The organism is Pseudenterobacter timonensis, from assembly GCF_900021175.1.
Classification (GTDB): Bacteria; Pseudomonadota; Gammaproteobacteria; order Enterobacterales; family Enterobacteriaceae; genus Enterobacter; species Enterobacter timonensis.
Map to the genome: position 1 here is coordinate 602,839 of NZ_FCOP01000010.1, position 17,969 is coordinate 620,807.

A 17,969-nucleotide genomic window follows, 5' to 3' on the forward strand; every position below is an offset into this window, starting at 1 on the left:
CGCAAGCCTAAATTTTCTGCAAGCAAAAGAAAACAATGGTGGATACGTGCGCAAGGCGCGGATTGTTTACCCTTTTATTGATGACAGTTTATGCGTCATTCGTTAAAGTTTCCGGTCGGTTTGGACGTATGTTTAGTAAAGCGTTTTCTTGCTCGGGAGAAGCATGTCAGGATCCAGTTCAGCAATAAGCCGCCGCCGCCTGTTAAAAGGGGCCGGGGCGATGTGGTTGCTTAGCGTCAGCCAGGTTGGATTTGCCGCCGTCAGTCAGGTGGTGGCGGTACGCGTCTGGCCATCGTCAACCTATACACGCGTCACGGTCGAATCGAATCGGGTGCTGAAATACAAACAGTTCGCCCTTAGTAATCCTGAGCGCGTTGTAGTGGATCTTGAAGGCGTAAATCTCAATTCGGTACTGAAGGGGATGGGGGCGCAGATCCGTGGCGACGATCCTTACATCAAATCCGCCCGCGTCGGCCAGTTCGACCCGCAGACCGTGCGTATGGTCTTTGAACTCAAGCAGAACGTGAAGCCGCAGCTCTTCGCCCTCGCGCCGGTGGCGGGCTTTAAAGAGCGTCTGGTGATGGATCTCTATCCCGCCAACGCGACCGATATCCAGGATCCGCTGCTGGCGTTGCTGGAAGATTACAATCAGGGCAACCTTGAGAAGCAGGTGCCGCCCGCCCAGAGCGGCCCGCAGCCGGGTAAGGCGGGGCGCGATCGTCCGATTGTGATCATGCTCGATCCGGGCCACGGGGGTGAGGATTCGGGCGCGGTGGGTAAATACCGCACCCGCGAAAAAGATGTGGTGCTACAAATCGCCCGCCGCCTGAAGGCGCTTATCGACCGGGAAGGTAATATGCGCGCCTACATGACGCGCAACGAAGATGTCTTTATCCCGCTCAAGGTTCGCGTGGCAAAGGCGCAAAAGCAGCGCGCAGACCTCTTTGTCTCCATTCATGCGGATGCCTTTACCAGCCGTCAGCCGAGCGGCTCGTCGGTGTTTGCGCTCTCCACCAAAGGGGCGACCAGTACAGCGGCGCGCTACCTGGCGGATACGCAGAACGCCTCCGACCTGATCGGGGGGGTGAGCAAAAGCGGCGATCGCTACGTTGACCATACGATGTTTGATATGGTGCAGTCGCTGACCATCACCGATAGCCTGAAGTTTGGTAAAGCGGTACTTGGCAAGCTCGGTAAGATTAACAAGCTACACAAAAATACCGTGGAGCAGGCCGGCTTTGCGGTGCTGAAGGCGCCCGATATTCCCTCCATCCTGGTGGAAACCGCGTTTATCAGTAACGTGGCCGAGGAGCGTAAGCTCAGGACGGCGAAATTCCAGCAGGAGGTCGCAGAGTCGATTCTCGCGGGGATCAAAGCTTACTTCTCAGATAGCGCGACGTTAGCGAGACGGGGATAAGAGGGAGCCGGGTTCACGCCCGGCAGAGTGACAAACCGCAGAAACAAAAAAACACCCGTCAGGGTGTTTAATTTTTCAGAATGTTGGTTGCGGGGGCCGGATTTGAACCGACGACCTTCGGGTTATGAGCCCGACGAGCTACCAGGCTGCTCCACCCCGCGTCCGTCATTCTGCTTTTGCAGAATCTTACTGCTTCAAATTTGATTGGTTGCGGGGGCCGGATTTGAACCGACGACCTTCGGGTTATGAGCCCGACGAGCTACCAGGCTGCTCCACCCCGCGTCCGTCTTTTCTGCTACGCATTTCAAATCACATGTGCGTTGGCTTTCCTCGTTCACCTTAGTCATTTACTTATGTAAATTCCTAAGGATTCAATGCGTCGCCGCCTTCCTGTGATTCGAACTGCTTGCAGAAAATTTGCTGCAAATTTTAATTGGTTGCGGGGGCCGGATTTGAACCGACGACCTTCGGGTTATGAGCCCGACGAGCTACCAGGCTGCTCCACCCCGCGTCCGTGGAAGCGCACTATACTCGGATAGCTTTATGATGCAACCCCTTTTTCATCGAAAAACGCAAATCAGTATGATAAGTAAACGATTCGCCCCTGGGTGGGTGAATTTTTGTGCAAAATTGAGTGCGCGTTGCGCGATCACATTTCAATCACCCTGACGGTTTGTTATCTTCATGGCGGTGACTTAGGGCAACTTAAAGACGAGACATAATGAAAGGACGTTGGGCGAAGTATCTTATGGCGGGCGCAATGGTAGCGATTCTTGCGGCCTGCTCCTCTAAACCGACCGATCGCGGTCAGCAGTATAAAGACGGGAAGTTCACCCAGCCTTTTTCACTCGTTAACCAGCCGGATGCGGTGGGTGCGCCGATTAATGCGGGCGATTTCGCCGAGCAGGTCTATCAGATCCGCACCGCCTCGCCGCGCCTGTACAGCTCGCAGAATGCCGTCTACAACGCCGTGCAGGATTGGCTGCGCGCCGGAGGCGACACCCGTAATATGCGCCAGTTCGGCATCGACGCCTGGCAGATGGAGGGCGCTGATAACTACGGTAACGTCCAGTTTACCGGCTATTACACCCCGGTTATCCAGGCGCGCCATACTCGCCAGGGCGAGTTCCAGTATCCCATTTACCGTATGCCGCCGAAGCGCGGACGCCTGCCCTCCCGGGCCGAGATTTACGCCGGCGCCCTGAGCGAAAATTATGTGCTGGCCTACAGTAACTCCTTAATGGATAACTTCATTATGGATGTGCAGGGTAGCGGCTATATCGATTTTGGCGACGGCAGCCCGCTGAACTTCTTCAGCTACGCGGGCAAAAACGGCCATGCCTATAAGAGCATCGGTAAGGTGCTGATCGACCGTGGCGAAGTGAAGCGCGAAGATATGTCGATGCAGGCGATCCGCGAGTGGGGCGAAAAGCACAGCGAGGCGCAGGTGCGCGAATTGCTGGAACAGAACCCCTCTTTCGTCTTCTTTAAGCCGCAAAACTTTGCGCCGGTGAAAGGGGCCAGCGCCGTGCCGCTGATTGGCCGCGCCTCTGTTGCTTCCGACCGCTCCATTATTCCGCCAGGCACCACCCTTCTGGCAGAGGTGCCGCTGCTGGATAACAACGGTAAATTTAACGGTCAGTATGAGCTGCGCCTGATGGTAGCGCTGGATGTCGGCGGCGCGATCAAAGGGCAACACTTCGATATTTATCAGGGGATCGGCCCGGATGCAGGCCATCGCGCAGGCTGGTATAACCACTATGGCCGCGTGTGGGTGCTGAAAGCGGCTCCGGGCGCAGGCAACGTATTTAGCGGCTAATTATGCTATCCTGACGCACTTGTCGCCCGAAGGTCACGCATCTTCGGGCCTGCGAAAACTGAGCTGGGGTGAGGGAGAACCTCACCCTTTTTACATCTGAGGTTTTATGTCTGTAACGATCGGCGATGCCTGGCGTCAGCGTTTTGGCGGCACGGCGCGTTTATATGGTGAAAAAGCCCTGCAACTCTTTGCCGATGCGCACATCTGCGTGGTAGGTATTGGCGGCGTGGGCTCGTGGGCGGCGGAGGCGCTGGCGCGTACCGGTATTGGCGCTATCACCCTGATTGATATGGATGACGTCTGCGTCACCAACACCAACCGCCAGATCCATGCCCTGCGCGACAGCGTTGGGCTGGCCAAGTCGGAAGTCATGGCGGAACGTATTCGCCAGATCAACCCGGAATGCTGGGTAACGGTGATTGATGATTTTGTGACGCAGGAGAACGTGGCGAGCTATATGGGCGCAGGCTACAGCTACGTGATTGACGCCATCGACAGCGTGTGGCCGAAGGCGGCGCTGATCGCCTGGTGCCGTCGCAATAAGGTGCCGCTGGTCACCACCGGCGGCGCGGGCGGGCAAATTGACCCGACCCAAATCCAGGTGGCGGATCTGGCGAAAACCATCCAGGATCCGCTGGCGGCTAAGCTGCGTGAAAGGCTGAAAAGCGATTTTAACGTGGTGAAAAATAGCAAGGGTAAGCTGGGGGTCGACTGTGTCTTTTCTACGGAAGCGCTGGTTTATCCGCAGGCGGATGGTTCGGTCTGCGCCATGAAAAGCACGGCAGAAGGGCCAAAACGGATGGACTGCGCTTCCGGATTTGGCGCCGCCACCATGGTGACCGCGACCTTTGGCTTTGTCGCGGTCTCTCACGCCCTGAAAAAGATGATGGCAAAGGCGGATCGTCAGGCCTGAGCCTGACGCGCGGCCTCCTGCACCGCCTCGCTGATGGCGGCCAGCCCCTGACTGCGGGAGGCGCTGAGCTGGTCACGCAGGCCAAGCTCGGCAAAGAGCGCCAGCGGATCGCCGCCCAGCAGCTGCGCCGCGCTTTTCCCCTCTACGGCGGTCAGCAGTACCGCCAGCAGCCCGCGTACGATGCGTCCTTCGCTGTCGCCATAGAAATGGAGCTTATCTCCAGATTGCGTAAAGCCAAGCCAGACGCGGTTTTCGCAACCCGGGATCTCTCTGGCCTGCGCCTTAAGATCGTCTGAGAGGGCAGGGAGCTGCTTCCCCAGCATAATCAGCTGGCGATACTTATCTTCCCACTGGGTGAGCGGCAGGAAGGTCTGGCGCAGCGTATCTTCGGTAATTACGCTGCCGAACGGATGTCCGGCCAGGGCTGAACTTGTCATTAATCCACCAGTAAGTCGAGGGCGCGGTCGATGGCGACAAGCAGCGCCTCGACGTCGCTTTGAGTATTGTAAGGGGCAAACGAGGCGCGAAGTGTTCCGCTGACCCCGAGCGCCGCCAGCAGCGGCTGGGCGCAGTGTTGACCGGCGCGCAGGGCAATGCCGGATTGCGCCAGCAGCGTCACCATATCGCTATGGTGAACGCCAGCGAAGTCAAAGGCCAACAGGCTCGAATCCTGCACCCGGAACGAGCGAAAGCCGGGGCGTTTTTTCAGCTCCTCTTCCGCAAGCGTTGCCAGCCCGCGGCTCCAGCTTTCGGCCTGGGCCAGATCGGTCTCCTCCAGCCACTCCAGCGCCGCGCTCAGGCCGATCACGCCTGCAACGTTCGGCGTACCCGCCTCCAGACGCCAGGGAAGATCCTGCATTTTAAATCCTTCGAACGTGACTTCAGTGACCATCTTCCCCCCGCCCAGCCATGGGCTCATCTGCGACAGCAGCGCGCTTTTCCCGTAGAGCGCGCCGATACCGGTTGGCCCATAAATTTTATGGCCGGAAAAGGCGTAAAAGTCGATATCCAGCTTCTGCACATCCGCCGGGAAATGGACCACCCCCTGCGCGCCGTCCACCATCACCACGATATCGCTGGCATGCGCGATAGCGATAGCACGCGCCAGATCCGGGCAGCCGCCGGTGACGTTGGACATCTGCCCCAGCGCCAGAATTTTGCTTCGCGGGGTAATCAGCTCAGGCAGGCGGGCGATATCGGGCAGACGGTCGGTCCCCAGCGGGAGTTTAACTACCCGCGCGGCGGTCTGCTCCGCCACCATCAGCCACGGCACCAGATTGGCATGGTGCTCCGCCTCGCTGACGATAATCTCATCACCGGGGCGCAGGCGAGGACGGGCATAGCATTGCGCCACCATATTGATGGCTTCAGTAGTGCCGCGCGTCCAGACGATATTTTTACCGCTTTCGGCATTAAGCAGGCGCGCTACCCGATCGCGCGCCGCTTCGTAACGCGCGGTCAGCTGTTGGGCTTCGGCAAACTGGCTGCGGTGGACGTTACCCGCGCTCAGGCTGTAGAAAAGGCGGGTGGCCTCTGTCACCGCCTGCGGTTTTAAAGCGGTCGCAGCGCTGTCCAGATAGACGCCGGCATCGGCCAGCGCCGGAAACTGTGCGCGAAAGTGCGCAGGGCTGAAAGCGTTCATGGAATACCTCATTCAATCAGACGATCGTCGCGCAAATCGGGCAGAAGGGCAAGGATGTTGATCGCTATCGGATTTTTCTGTTTAACCTGGCAAAAATGAAGGAGCAGGTTATGCTGAAGAGTGTTAGGTGAATGTTTATGCCTGTTATAAAACGAGATTTGAATAGCATATATTGCTAAAGGAGCAAAATCATGAAAAAGAGTGCCGCAATCATTTCCGCTTGTATGTTTACTTTTGCCCTGAGCGCCTGCTCCAGCCCGAACTACGTTATGCACACGAATGATGGACGTTCCATCGTTTCCGACGGGAAGCCGCAGACCGATGACGAAACCGGGATGATCTCTTATAAAGACGCCAACGGTAACAAACAGCAGATCAACCGTTCTGACGTAAAAGAGATGGTCGCGCTTGAGAAGTAATTGAAAGCAGACAAAAAAAAGCACCGCAAGTTGGCGGTGCTACATTAATCACTATGGACAGACAGGGTAAATGTACAGGAAGTGAAAAATTGGTAGCTTCGCTACCGCGGTCTGAATCGCAGACCAATTGCAAACACAACAACACAACATCACAACCGTAAGCCAAAAGCCCTTCAGAACACGCATCCCAAAAAAGCTTTTCGTTCCGGCTCAGGAAGTGCCGCCACTATAGGTATTTGCTGGTAGTTCCTCAACGGACAAATTATAATGGCTCAGATAAAAAAAACTAATAGGTTAATCGTTGTTTCCTATTTGTTAAATTTCGTTAACATCCAAGCCAGATAACCATGTCAAAGCGATTACCGCCCCTCAATGCATTACGTGTTTTTGATGCTGCCGCACGCCATCTTAGCTTCACTCGGGCCGCCGATGAACTCTTTGTGACGCAGGCTGCCGTCAGCCATCAGATTAAGTCACTGGAGGATTTTCTGGGGCTTAAGCTCTTCCGGCGTCGTAACCGCTCCCTGCTTTTAACCGAAGAAGGGCAGAGTTATTTTCAGGATATCAAAGAGATCTTTTCCCAGCTGACGGAAGCGACCCGCAAGCTGCAGGCACGTAGCGCAAAAGGCGCGCTAACGGTAAGCTTATTGCCCAGTTTTGCCATTCACTGGCTGGTGCCAAGACTCTCAAGCTTTAACTCAGCTTATCCGGGAATCGATGTCCGAATCCAGGCAGTGGACCGTCAGGAGGAGAAGCTGGCCGACGACGTCGACGTGGCCATTTTCTATGGCCGCGGAAACTGGCCAGGCCTGCGCGTGGAAAAACTTTATGCTGAATATCTGCTGCCCGTCTGCTCGCCTCTGCTGTTAACCGGTGACAAGGCGTTGAAAACGCCTGCCGATCTGGCGCAACATACGTTGTTACACGATGCGTCCCGCCGCGACTGGCAAACATATACCCGCCAGCTGGGTCTTAACCATATCAATGTGCAGCAGGGGCCCATTTTTAGCCACAGCGCGATGGTGCTGCAGGCTGCGATACACGGGCAGGGCGTGGCGCTGGCGAATAACGTCATGGCGCAGTCTGAAATTGAGGCAGGCCGCCTGGTTTGCCCGTTTAACGATGTATTAGTCAGTAAGAATGCGTTTTATCTGGTTTGTCATGACAGTCAGGCGGAACTGGGTAAAATAGCCGCATTCCGGCAGTGGATCCTGGCGAAGGCGGCAAACGAGCAAGAGAAATTTCGCTTTCGGTATGAACCATAATCTTTCGATATTTTAGGAAAAAACAATGACCAGCCGTTTTATGCTGATTTTTGCCGCGGTAAGTGGTTTTATCTTTGTTGCCCTGGGGGCGTTCGGGGCGCACGTGCTCAGTAAATCCTTAGGGGTGGTGGAGATGGGCTGGATCCAGACTGGCCTTGAATACCAGGCGTTCCATACGCTGGCGATTTTCGGGCTGGCGGTGGCAATGCAGCGCCGCATCAGTATCTGGTTTTACTGGAGCAGCGTTTTTCTGGCGCTCGGCACGGTCCTTTTCAGCGGCAGCCTTTACTGCCTCGCACTTTCGCATTTGCGCCTGTGGGCGTTTGTTACACCGGTCGGCGGCGTCAGCTTCCTGGTCGGATGGGTATTGATGTTAATCGGAGCGATCCGTCTGAAACGCAAGGGCGTTGTTCATGAATAAGGTTGTTTTATATTGTCGCCCGGGGTTTGAGAAAGAGTGCGCCGCGGAAATTACCGATAAAGCCGGCAGGCTTGAAGTCTATGGTTTTGCGCGGGTTAAGGATCATGCAGGCTATGTGATTTTTGAATGTTACCAGCCTGAAGATGCCGATAAGCTGGCGCGCGAACTGCCTTTCAGCTCGCTGATTTTTGCACGCCAGATGTTCGTGGCAGGCGAGCTGTTAAAGGATCTGCCGCCGGAAGATCGCATTACGCCTGTCACCGGTATGTTGCAGGGCGTGGTGGAGAAGGGCGGCGAGCTGCGTGTTGAAGTGGCGGACACTAACGAAAGCAAAGAGCTGATGAAGTTCTGCCGCAAGTTTACCGTGCCGCTGCGGGCGGCGTTGCGTGAAGCAGGGGTGCTGACCAACTACGAAACGCCGAAGCGTCCGGTGGTGCATGTCTTCTTTATCGCGCCGGGCTGCTGCTATACCGGTTACTCTTACACGAATAACAACTCCCCGTTTTATATGGGCATTCCGCGCCTTAAGTTCCCGGCGGATGCGCCAAGCCGCTCCACCCTGAAGCTGGAGGAGGCGTTTCACGTCTTTATTCCGGCAGACGAGTGGGACGAGCGTCTGGCCAACGGCATGTATGCGGTGGATCTGGGCGCCTGTCCGGGCGGGTGGACCTATCAGCTGGTGAAGCGCAACATGTGGGTTTACTCGGTGGATAACGGCCCGATGGCGCAAAGCCTGATGGATACCGGCCAGGTGACCTGGCTACGCGAGGATGGATTCCGCTTCCGACCGACCCGTAACAACATCTCCTGGCTGGTGTGCGACATGGTGGAAAAACCGGCCAAAGTCGCAGCGCTGATGGCGCAGTGGCTGGTGAACGGCTGGTGCCGCGAGGCGATTTTCAACCTCAAGCTGCCGATGAAAAAGCGATACGAAGAGGTGTCGCAGAACCTGGCCTATATTGAGGCGCAGCTTAAAGAGCACGGTATTAACGCACAGATACAGGCACGCCAGCTCTACCACGACCGCGAAGAGGTGACGGTGCATATTCGCCGCTGGTGGGCGGCGGTGGGTGGGCGCTGGGACGAGCGGTAACGTTCGTTCCCCTCACCCTAACCCTCTCCCCAAAGGGGAGAGGGAATAGCACGGTGCACGGCTTGTTTTCCCCGTCCCTGAGTGAAGAATAGTTCCTGCGGGGCACGGTTTGTTTTCCCCGTTCCTGAGCGAAAAATAGTTCCTGCGGTGCACGGTTTGTTTTCCCCCTCTCCCCTTTGGGGAGAGGGCAGGGGTGAGGGGCGGTTAACGCGTCAGCCTTAGCTGCTGCAAATTACCGTTTAACTGCAAATCCGTCTGTAGCCTTGCCACTTCCCGGCAGATAAAGGCCATCTCTTTCTGCGTCTCCAGTTTTTTACGCCACTTCTCCGGCACCGCTTCCAGGTTCGCATAAATCCCTTCCAGATCCTGAAAGTCGGTCAGTAGCTGCGCCGCGCTCTTCGGCCCGATGCCTGTTACCCCCGGCACTTTTGAGCTGCTGATACCCGCCAGCCCCCAGTAATCGGGGAGCTGCTGCGGCGAGACGCCGAACTCCTGGGCGATAAACGGCGCGTCCAGCCAGCGCTTCTGAAAGTAGTCGCGGATCTGAATGGTCGGGGAGAGGAGCTGGCAGTACCCTTTATCGGTGGAGACAATCGTGGCCTGATGACCCGCGCTGGCGACCTTCACCGCCAGCGTCGCCGCCAGATCGTCCGCCTCGCTCCCTTCTGCCCCCCAGCAGGCGACGCCGCGCGCTTCAAACGCGGCGCGAATCTGCCCCATTTCCGCATGCAGGTCGTCGGGCATCGGCGCACGTCCCGCTTTGTAGTCGGGCAGGCGCTGGTGCCGCCAGCTGCTGCTGCGCGCCTCGTCGTCAAACACCGCGACCGCATGGGTAGGCTGGCTGTGCCGAATCAACTGCTCCAGCGCGTGCAGGCAGGTATCCTTACAGGGCGTTCCCTGTACAGCATGAATACGGCGGATCAGGTTGAGCGCATCAACAATAAGCAAATGAACGGCCACAGATAATCTCCCTTCTGTCAGTCAGGCAAGGGTATCACTGTCAGCGTAATGAGACTACGGCAGGCGGGTGAAACGGGAAGGCGCCTCGCAAAGACGAGGCGCTTTTTTTCAGTCGCAGGTAACGATCTTCATCGCCAGTCCGCCGCGGGACGTTTCGCGGTATTTGGCGTTCATATCCTTGCCAGTTTCATACATCGTCTCGATCACCTTATCAAGGCAGACGCGCGGCTCGCTGGTGCGGCGCAGCGCCATACGCGCGGCGTTGACCGCCTTAACGGAGGCAATGGCGTTACGTTCGATGCACGGCACCTGCACCTGTCCGGCGACCGGATCGCAGGTCAGCCCCAGGTTATGCTCCATGCCGATTTCAGCGGCGATGCAGACCTGTGCCGGGCTGGCGCCAAGCAGTTCGGCAAGCCCTGCGGCGGCCATGGAGCAGGCGACGCCCACCTCGCCCTGGCAGCCCACTTCGGCACCGGAGATGGAGGCGTTCATCTTATAGAGCGAGCCGATGGCGCTGGCCGTCAGCAGATAGCGCGCCAGCGAGTTAGCGTTCACTTCGCGGATAAACTTGTCGTAATAAGCCAGCACCGCCGGGACGATGCCGCACGCCCCGTTGGTCGGCGCGGTCACCACGCGGCCACCGGCGGCATTCTCTTCGTTTACCGCAAGGGCAAACATATTGATCCAGTCCACCACGGCCATCGGATCGGTCGTGGTTTTATCGCTGCTCACCAGCATGCGACGCAGCGCCGCCGCGCGACGCGGGACGCGTAGTTTCCCCGGCAGCACCCCTTCGGTGGTGGTTCCGCGCTCGATGCCGCCGCGCATCACCTCCCAGACCCGGGCAAAGTGCTGCTCCAGCTCCGCTTTACTGTGCAGAGCCAGTTCGTTTTGCATCATCAGGCCGGAGAGCGACAGGCCGGTTTCAAGGCAGTGGCGCTGAAGATCCGCCGCGTTTTTATAGGGGTAAGGAACCTCTACCGACGCGTTGCTGGTCTGGCCAAAGTGCGCTTCATCCACGATAAAGCCGCCGCCGATAGAATAATAGGTCTGGCTGTAGAGCACGTTATCGCCCGCCAGCGCGGTGATCCGCATGCCGTTTTCATGCAGCGAGAGGTTGTCGGCATGAAAGTTCATGCAGCGATCGACGGGAAATTCCACTTCATGCCTGCCGTTCGCCAGCATCAGGCGGCTATGTGTATTCACGTCCTGAATGAATCCCGGTATGGCATCAATATCGACGCTGTCCGGCAGGTTACCCGCGAGCCCCATAATGATAGCGATATCGGTATGGTGGCCTTTGCCGGTCAGGGAGAGGGAGCCGTAGACATCGACCACGACGCGCGTCACGTCATTAAGGATGCCGCGGGCAATCAAATCGTCCGTGAATTGTTTACCGGCTTTCATCGGCCCGACGGTATGCGAACTGGAAGGACCAATCCCGATTTTAAAGATATCAAATACGCTAATCATGATGCGTCCATGGCTATCAGTCAGAGAGGAAAGGTGCGCCGCCCTGAGACGGCGCAAAAGGTGTTAGCTAAAGAGCGAGTAGAAAATGGCGGAGATGGCAATCAGGCCCATGATCACAACGAACACGTTGCTGACAGTGCCGCTGTACTTGCGCATCGCCGGCACTTTCTGAATGGCGTACATCGGCATCAGGAAGAGGATCATCGCAATAACCGGGCCGCCCAAGGTTTCGATCATGCCGAGGATGCTCGGGTTCAGGGTCGCCACCGCCCAGGTGGTCAACAGCATGAACAGCGCGGTGATTTTGTTCAGCTTGTTGATTTCAATGCTCTTGCCTTTGCTGCGCAGAGATTTAATCACCATACCGTTAAAGCCTTCGCGCGCGCCAAGGTAGTGGCCGAGGAAGGATTTGGTGATAGCGATCATCGCGATGATTGGCGCCATCCAGGCGATAACCGGCGCGTTAAAGTGGTTCGCCAGGTAAGAGAGGATGGAGATGTTTTGTGCTTTCGCCGCCGCCAGGTCAGCCGGAGAGAGGCTCAGTACGCAGCTAAAGACGAAGAACATAACGGTCAATACCATCATCACGTGGGCGCGCGCCAGAATGCTGGAGCACTTCTTCTCGGCACCGTCGCCATACTCTTCACGCTTCGCCACTGCGAAGGAGGAGATGATCGGCGAGTGGTTAAAGGAGAAGACCATCACCGGGATAGCCAGCCACAGGGTCATCATCAGGCCGTTGCCGGTAGCGGAAGCGCCGCTAAAGGAGAGGGTCTCCAGCACGGCGCCGTGCCACTGCGGGATCAGATAGAGCGCCAGCAACATCAGCGCGGCAACAAACGGGAATACCAGAATGCTCATCGCCTTAACGATCATCTGCTCGCCAAAGCGCACGATGGTCATCATGCCGACAATCAGGATCAGAGAGAGGATGGCGCGTGGCGGCGGCGTCAGGTGCAGCTGGTGCGCCATAAAGCTTTCAACGGTATTGGTGATCGCCACGCTGTAGACCAGCAGAATAGGGTAGATGGCGAAGAAGTAGAGCAGGGTAATCAGCTTACCGGCGCCCACGCCAAAGTGCTCTTCCACCACTTCGGTGATGTCCTCGCCCGGGTTTTTACCGGAGAGCACAAAACGGGTCAGCCCGCGGTGGGCAAAGAAGGTCATCGGAAAGGCGAGGATCGCCATAATGATAAGCGGAATCAGACCGCCTACGCCTGCGTTGATTGGCAAAAAGAGGACACCTGCGCCAATAGCCGTACCGTACAGGCCAAGCATCCACATCGTATCCGTTTTGCGCCAGCCGCTTCGGGTTTCTGTCGAAGCAATGGTGCTGGTTTGAGTCGTTTCCATCTGTTTCTCCTGAGGAAGCAAATTGTCAGGTTTCTAGTCATTTCTGATGCCAAAATGCCTGACGGTAATATGAAATTCGTTCAAACACGCTTTTCTTATAATTTTTTCGCGTAACTATTTGCGGGCGGAAAGATACATTTAAGTAATGAATGTATCAGTGATCGCGATCTCAAATGCAATAATCCCCTTTCGCAGTGGGTATAAATAGACCAAAAAACTGTTATCAAAACGTAAGAGCGAATTTACGGGCGCGAAGGCTACCATTAACAACATATGCCGTGAAGGTCAGGGCAGTAAGTTACGAGCGTTTCGCTGCAAAGAAATGGCTTTTTAGGATTTTCGGGTGGGTAATGGCCTTTAAGGATGATAATTTCCGGCTTAAGAAGGGAAGGTAATCGATTGCGTTCATAATAAATGGCTATTCATGTTGCACTGGCAGGCGGGCTAAAGGGGAAAAACCCGGCAGGCGACAGCGTGCCGGGCAGGAAAGTCAGGCACAGATTTCGTAGCAGGGGATATAGGCGGAGCCGGGCAGCTTCATACGGTGCTGGGCGACAAAACCTTGTAGCAGATCGTCCATCCGGCGCATCATTTCGCGATCGCCGTGAATTTTATAAGGGCCGAACTGTTCTATGGCGCGGATCCCCATCTCCTTCACGTTGCCGGCGACAATGCCGGAGAAGGCGCGACGCAGGTCGGCGGCTAACACCTCAACCGGCTGATCGGGATAGAGCTTCAGGTTAGCCATCTTCTCGTGCGTCGGCTCGAACGGCAGTTGCAGATCGGGCGCGATGCGAATCGACCAGTTAAAGCTGTAGGCGTCGCCCGTGTCGCGGCGATTCTCTTTCACCAGCGGCATCGCTTTTTTCATCTGGCGGGCCACTTCCGGCGCATCGTCGATGATGATGCGGTAGTGGCGGCGGGCCGCTTCCCCCAGGGTATGGACGATAAATTCATCCAGCACGCGGAAGTAGTCGGCGCTCTCCTTCGGCCCGGTCAGGATCAGCGGCAACACCTGCTCTTTGTTGGCCGGGTTCATCAGAATACCGAGCAGATAGAGCAGCTCTTCCGCAGTTCCCACGCCGCCCGGGAAGATGATGATGCCGTGAGCGATGCGCACAAACGCCTCAAGACGCTTCTCGATATCCGGCATGATGATAAGCTCGTTCACCAGCGGGTTAGGCGGCTCGGCGGCGATGATCGACGGCTCCGTCATGCCGATAAAACGGCCCTCTTTATAGCGCTGCTGGGCGTGGCCCACCGCGGCGCCTTTCATCGGCGCTTCCATCGCGCCCGGCCCGCAGCCGGTGCAGATGTTCAGCTCACGCAGCCCAAGCTGCGTACCGACGCGGCGGGCGTAGAGGTATTCGGTTTCGTTGATCGAGTGACCGCCCCAGCAGACCACCATCGATGGCGCTTCCCCGACGTGCAGGGCGCGGGCGTTACGCAGTATCGAGAACACCAGATTGGTAATATGCGCCGAGCTTTCCAGATTCAGGTTCGGGAAGCGGGCCGCGTTATGAATTTGTCCGTTAACGAACAGGATGTCGCGCAGAACGGCAAAGAGGTTAGCCTGGAGCGAGCGAATAATCCGTCCGTCGACAAAAGCCTCTTCCGGCGGGTTGATAAGCTCCAGCTTCACGCCGCGCTCCCGGCGCAGCACGTTGATATCAAAGTTTTGAAAGCGGGAGAGCAACTCTTTGCTGTTGTCGGTCAGGCTTCCGGAGTTCAGAACAGCAAGAGAACAGTTGCGAAACAGTTGATAAAGATCGCTGCTGGCCGTGCGTTTTAGCATGTCCACTTCCAGCTGCGACAACATATCCATTGAGCCAAGCGGGCTAATATGTGTAATCAAGTGAGCTCCTTACGGGACGAAAATCGTCTTACCTTGTTTACAATAGCCCTGGCATATGACCTTTCACAACCTCAGGCGCACAATCGCTTTCGCATATTGAGAAAAAATTTACTTTCCGGCGCGGATATTACTGCCGCACCAGACGGCCCGTGGCCGGAACGAAATCGGTGTTAGTGCGCCACGGGTTGATATCCAGACCGCCGCGACGGGTATAGCGCGCATAGACGCTCAACGTTTCTGGCTGACAGAAGCGCTGGATATCATTGAAAATGCGCTCCACGCACTGCTCATGAAACTCGTTGTGATGGCGGAAAGAGACCAGATAGCGCAGCAGCTTTTCGCGATCGATCTGCGGCCCACGATAGCGGATCTGCACGGAGCCCCAGTCCGGTTGGTGGGTAATCAGGCAGTTGGATTTTAGCAGATGGCTGACCAGCGTCTCTTCCAACACCTTGCCGCCGACAGCGTTTTGCAGATAGTCGGTGCTAAAAGCGTAGTTATCGATGTCTATCTCCTGATCGTCAATGCAGACGCCGTGGAAGTGAGCGATGGGCTGGCCTTCCAGTTCTTGCAGACGATAGAGCGCAACGGTGACTTTGCCCTGGGCGCAGGCGCTCAGGTCGCGCTCCAGCGTGCGTTGTACCGCCTCCCAGGAGTCAAAGCGGGTCTGGTTAAAGCTGTTGAGATAGAGCTTAAAGCTCTTTGACTCCACCAGATTGACGCTGGCGTAATCCAGTTCCACATGGCCGACCGCCACCTGCGGCAGGCCGCGGGCATTCAGCCAGGAGAGCTCATAGAGGGTCCAGATATCCGCTCCGGTAAAAGGCAGCGCATCGGCGCTCAGCCCCAGCGGATCGCGATTCAGGCTGCGGGGCACTCCCTGCAGCAGACTGGCGTCATAGGTATCGCGATAATCGGTGGTTTTACCCAGCGTTAAGCCCGTTAACGCCTGGTGATTTTCATAGGACATGTTTCATTGCCACTTTACAGGTAAACTATAGCGCTGAGTTTATCCTGTCTTTGAAGAAGAGAGAAATCGGTGGATATTGAGACTGCAAATGCCCTGACGGCGTTTACCACGCGCTATTGCGACGCCTGGCTTGAGAACCGCAACAGCTGGCCGCAAAGCGAAGCGCTCTATGGGGTGCCTTCTCCCTGCATTATCACCACTCTGGATGACGCGATTATCTGGCAGCCACAGCCTTTTAGTGCGGAAAAAGGGCTAAATGCGGTTGAACGGGCGATGGACCTTGTGATACAACCTGCGGTCCAAATTTTTTATACCACACAGTTTGCGGGAGATATGCCCGCCCGTTTCGCCAGCGAGACGCTGACGCTGCTCCAGACCTGGAGTGAAGAAGATCACCTGCGCGTACAGGAGAATCTTATCGGCCATCTGGTGATGCAAAAAAGGCTGAAGCTTTCGCCGACGCTCTTTATCGCCACGCTGGAGAACGAACTGGAGGTTATCGCCGTCAGCAACCTGACCGGCGAAGTTGTCAAAGAGACGCTGGGTACCGCCCGTCGCACCGTGCTCGCCCCCTCCCTTGCGGACTTTCTTAACCAGCTTGAGCCTCTTCTGTAATCCGTATTGCTACTGAGTTTGTGAGAGATCTCTTACAAGGTTTGTAGGAGATCGGCGTAATCGTTCGTCTGCTCTGGCGCGCATCACATTTAATAATTTTTACTTTTCAGTAAGATAGTGAAAAGTTTCTTCTATTTTTATGCTTCTGCACGCTCTGTAAGGTTTATCGCATGGCTTGTAAGACGAGGCGGAATAGACGATTCTATATCTGTCGACAGGATGACGACGCAAGAAACGAACATCAGGATGATGGCGTTTCTTACAGGACACGTCAGGATGGCGCTTCAGGAAGGCTTCAGGATGAAGCAAGGATCGCGCAGGATGCGTAAGGGACACCTCCAGGAAGGAGAATGAGAGCCGGTCAGGATGAACGGTGGGCCAGGATAGCCAGGATGTTTCAGGATGAAACACGCACATTCAGGATGATGTGGGCAGGATGCGGCTGTTAATGGAATAACACGCCTTCGGGCGCAGGAAAAGTTGTCAAGGATGAGCAGGGAGCAAGAAAAGTAGCCGGAATGCTGCGAAACGAACCGGGAGCACTGTTTTTACAGTGCTCCCTTTTTTTATTTCTTTTCTCTGCGGTGCTATGCTTCCCGCCGTTCAGTTTTTCAGTTGAGGTTTTCATGACTCGCCACGACAGCGTCCGTTCCCGTTTGCACGCCCTTGAAACGCTTTTGCGCGATCGCGCGCTTTGGCAGGAGATTGCGCCGCAGCCTGAGGCATTCGCCAGCACTCAGCCATTCTGCCTGGATACCCTTGCGCCACTTGAATGGTTGCAGTGGGTATTGATCCCGCGTATGCATGCGCTGATCGATGCGGGGCAGCCGCTGCCGCAGGCTTTTGCCGTCTCACCCTATTACGAAATGGCGCTGGAGGAGGCGCATCCGGCGCGCGAGGTGGTACTTATCGAGCTGCAGAAGCTGGATAAGCTGTTCGCCGGTGACGATGCATGACGCTTGAGATCCTCTACCAGGACGCGTGGCTGGTCGCCGTCAACAAACCCTCCGGCTGGCTGGTGCACCGTAGCTGGCTGGATCGTGACGAAAAAGTGGTGGTGATGCAGACCGTGCGTGACCAGATAGGCCAGCACGTCTTTACCGCCCACCGTCTGGACAGGCCCACCTCCGGCGTTCTGCTGATGGGGCTTTCCAGCGAAGCTGGGCGCCTGCTGGCGCAGCAGTTCGAGCAGCACCAGATTCAGAAACGCTACCACGCCATCGTGCGCGGCTGGCTGACCGATGCCGCCCGGCTTGATTATCCTCTGGTAGAGGAGCTGGATAAGATCGCCGACAAGTTCGCCCGTGACGATAAAGGTCCTCAGCCGGCGGTTACCGACTATCGCGGCCTCGCCACCACCGAAATGCCGGTCGCCACCAGTAAATTTCCCACCACCCGCTACAGCCTTGTCGAGCTGGAGCCTAAAACGGGCCGCAAGCACCAGCTGCGCCGTCACCTTGCCCATCTGCGCCATCCTATTATCGGCGATAGTAAGCATGGCGATTTGCGCCAGAACCGCAGCGCGGCGGAGCATTTTGGCTGTAACCGGCTGATGCTGCACGCAAGTGAGTTGAGCCTGACGCACCCCTTCACCGGCGAGCCGCTGACCCTCCGCGCCGGGTTTGATACGGTATGGATGCAGGCGTTGTCACAGTTTGGCTGGCTGGGCCAACTCCCCAAAAATGAAAGGGTTGAGTTTACGCCAGCCAGCGTTCAGGATGGAACCATTAGCGACAATTAAGGGAGTAAAA

The 17,969-nt window shown here is 56.5% G+C and carries 17 protein-coding genes and 3 tRNA genes; 10 read left to right on the forward strand and 10 right to left on the reverse strand.

The genetic code is table 11. From position 1 onward, the window contains the following. The first annotated feature begins 163 nt into the window (after positions 1-163). Positions 164-1,417, forward strand: coding sequence for an N-acetylmuramoyl-L-alanine amidase AmiC (gene amiC / locus BN3796_RS05290; protein ID WP_061707333.1), 1,254 nt, complete (start codon positions 164-166; stop codon positions 1,415-1,417). A gap of 84 nt (positions 1,418-1,501) precedes the next feature. On the opposite strand, the gene BN3796_RS05295 is transcribed toward amiC, so the two are convergent. The 3 genes from BN3796_RS05295 to BN3796_RS05305 all read right to left on the reverse strand — a co-directional run bounded on the left by BN3796_RS05295 (position 1,502) and on the right by BN3796_RS05305 (position 1,928). Beyond that, positions 1,502-1,578, reverse strand: a tRNA-Met gene (locus BN3796_RS05295). A gap of 44 nt (positions 1,579-1,622) precedes the next feature. Further along, a tRNA-Met gene (locus tag BN3796_RS05300) sits at positions 1,623-1,699 on the reverse strand. A gap of 152 nt (positions 1,700-1,851) precedes the next feature. Then, a tRNA-Met gene (locus tag BN3796_RS05305) sits at positions 1,852-1,928 on the reverse strand. A 210-nt stretch (positions 1,929-2,138) separates the two neighbouring features. Here BN3796_RS05305 and mltA point away from each other — a divergent pair. Together mltA and tcdA are read left to right on the forward strand one after the other, a co-directional pair. After that, positions 2,139-3,236, forward strand: coding sequence for a murein transglycosylase A (mltA, locus tag BN3796_RS05310; protein WP_061707334.1), 1,098 nt, complete (start codon positions 2,139-2,141; stop codon positions 3,234-3,236). Between the two features lie 106 nt (positions 3,237-3,342). Continuing rightward, positions 3,343-4,149: a tRNA cyclic N6-threonylcarbamoyladenosine(37) synthase TcdA gene (gene tcdA, locus BN3796_RS05315; protein ID WP_061707335.1), complete on the forward strand. Its 807-nt coding sequence runs from the start codon at positions 3,343-3,345 to the stop codon at positions 4,147-4,149. Here tcdA and csdE read toward each other — a convergent pair. Beyond that, on the reverse strand, positions 4,140-4,586 hold the full coding sequence (csdE, locus tag BN3796_RS05320) for a cysteine desulfurase sulfur acceptor subunit CsdE (RefSeq protein ID WP_061707336.1): 447 nt from the start codon (positions 4,584-4,586) through the stop codon (positions 4,140-4,142). The genes tcdA and csdE overlap by 10 nt on opposite strands. Then, entirely contained in the window at positions 4,586-5,791 is a 1,206-nt protein-coding gene (csdA, locus tag BN3796_RS05325) for a cysteine desulfurase CsdA (protein ID WP_061707337.1), read from the reverse strand. The genes csdE and csdA overlap by 1 nt, the downstream gene beginning before the upstream one ends. A 191-nt stretch (positions 5,792-5,982) precedes the next feature. Here csdA and BN3796_RS05330 point away from each other — a divergent pair, with 191 nt between their 5' ends. From BN3796_RS05330 to rlmM, 4 genes are all read left to right on the forward strand, one after another. Next, a complete protein-coding gene (locus BN3796_RS05330) occupies positions 5,983-6,210 on the forward strand; it encodes a YgdI/YgdR family lipoprotein (RefSeq protein ID WP_061707338.1) in 228 nt (75 codons plus the stop codon). A gap of 347 nt (positions 6,211-6,557) precedes the next feature. Further along, on the forward strand, positions 6,558-7,475 hold the full coding sequence (gene gcvA, locus BN3796_RS05335) for a glycine cleavage system transcriptional regulator GcvA (RefSeq protein ID WP_061707339.1): 918 nt from the start codon (positions 6,558-6,560) through the stop codon (positions 7,473-7,475). A gap of 25 nt (positions 7,476-7,500) precedes the next feature. Next, positions 7,501-7,896, forward strand: a complete 396-nt coding sequence (locus tag BN3796_RS05340; RefSeq protein WP_061707340.1) for a DUF423 domain-containing protein — start codon at positions 7,501-7,503, stop codon at positions 7,894-7,896. Then, positions 7,889-8,989: a 23S rRNA (cytidine(2498)-2'-O)-methyltransferase RlmM gene (rlmM, locus tag BN3796_RS05345; RefSeq protein WP_061707341.1), complete on the forward strand. Its 1,101-nt coding sequence runs from the start codon at positions 7,889-7,891 to the stop codon at positions 8,987-8,989. The genes BN3796_RS05340 and rlmM overlap by 8 nt, the downstream gene beginning before the upstream one ends. A 204-nt stretch (positions 8,990-9,193) precedes the next feature. On the opposite strand, the gene xni is transcribed toward rlmM, so the two are convergent. The 5 genes from xni to queF form a co-directional block, all read right to left on the reverse strand. Then, positions 9,194-9,949, reverse strand: coding sequence for a flap endonuclease Xni (xni, locus tag BN3796_RS05350; protein WP_061707342.1), 756 nt, complete (start codon positions 9,947-9,949; stop codon positions 9,194-9,196). A gap of 108 nt (positions 9,950-10,057) precedes the next feature. After that, on the reverse strand, positions 10,058-11,425 hold the full coding sequence (locus tag BN3796_RS05355; RefSeq protein ID WP_061707343.1) for an L-serine ammonia-lyase: 1,368 nt from the start codon (positions 11,423-11,425) through the stop codon (positions 10,058-10,060). 63 nt (positions 11,426-11,488) lie between these two features. Beyond that, a complete protein-coding gene (locus tag BN3796_RS05360; protein ID WP_061707344.1) occupies positions 11,489-12,778 on the reverse strand; it encodes an HAAAP family serine/threonine permease in 1,290 nt (429 codons plus the stop codon). 490 nt (positions 12,779-13,268) lie between these two features. Then, on the reverse strand, positions 13,269-14,633 hold the full coding sequence (gene ppnN, locus BN3796_RS05365) for a nucleotide 5'-monophosphate nucleosidase PpnN (protein ID WP_061707345.1): 1,365 nt from the start codon (positions 14,631-14,633) through the stop codon (positions 13,269-13,271). 127 nt (positions 14,634-14,760) lie between these two features. After that, positions 14,761-15,603: an NADPH-dependent 7-cyano-7-deazaguanine reductase QueF gene (queF, locus tag BN3796_RS05370; RefSeq protein ID WP_061707346.1), complete on the reverse strand. Its 843-nt coding sequence runs from the start codon at positions 15,601-15,603 to the stop codon at positions 14,761-14,763. Between the two features lie 69 nt (positions 15,604-15,672). Between queF and syd the strand changes: the two genes are divergently transcribed. The 3 genes from syd to truC all read left to right on the forward strand — a co-directional run bounded on the left by syd (position 15,673) and on the right by truC (position 17,959). Further along, the gene (gene syd, locus BN3796_RS05375) at positions 15,673-16,218 is read left to right on the forward strand and encodes a SecY-interacting protein (RefSeq protein ID WP_061707347.1); all 546 of its coding nucleotides are present in this window, start codon (positions 15,673-15,675) and stop codon (positions 16,216-16,218) included. 626 nt (positions 16,219-16,844) lie between these two features. Continuing rightward, positions 16,845-17,174 carry a YqcC family protein gene (locus BN3796_RS05380; RefSeq protein WP_061707555.1) on the forward strand — a complete coding sequence of 110 codons (330 nt, stop codon included), beginning with the start codon at positions 16,845-16,847 and terminating at the stop codon, positions 17,172-17,174. Continuing rightward, positions 17,171-17,959 carry a tRNA pseudouridine(65) synthase TruC gene (gene truC / locus BN3796_RS05385; RefSeq protein WP_061707348.1) on the forward strand — a complete coding sequence of 263 codons (789 nt, stop codon included), beginning with the start codon at positions 17,171-17,173 and terminating at the stop codon, positions 17,957-17,959. The genes BN3796_RS05380 and truC overlap by 4 nt, the downstream gene beginning before the upstream one ends. Positions 17,960-17,969 lie beyond the last annotated feature (10 nt).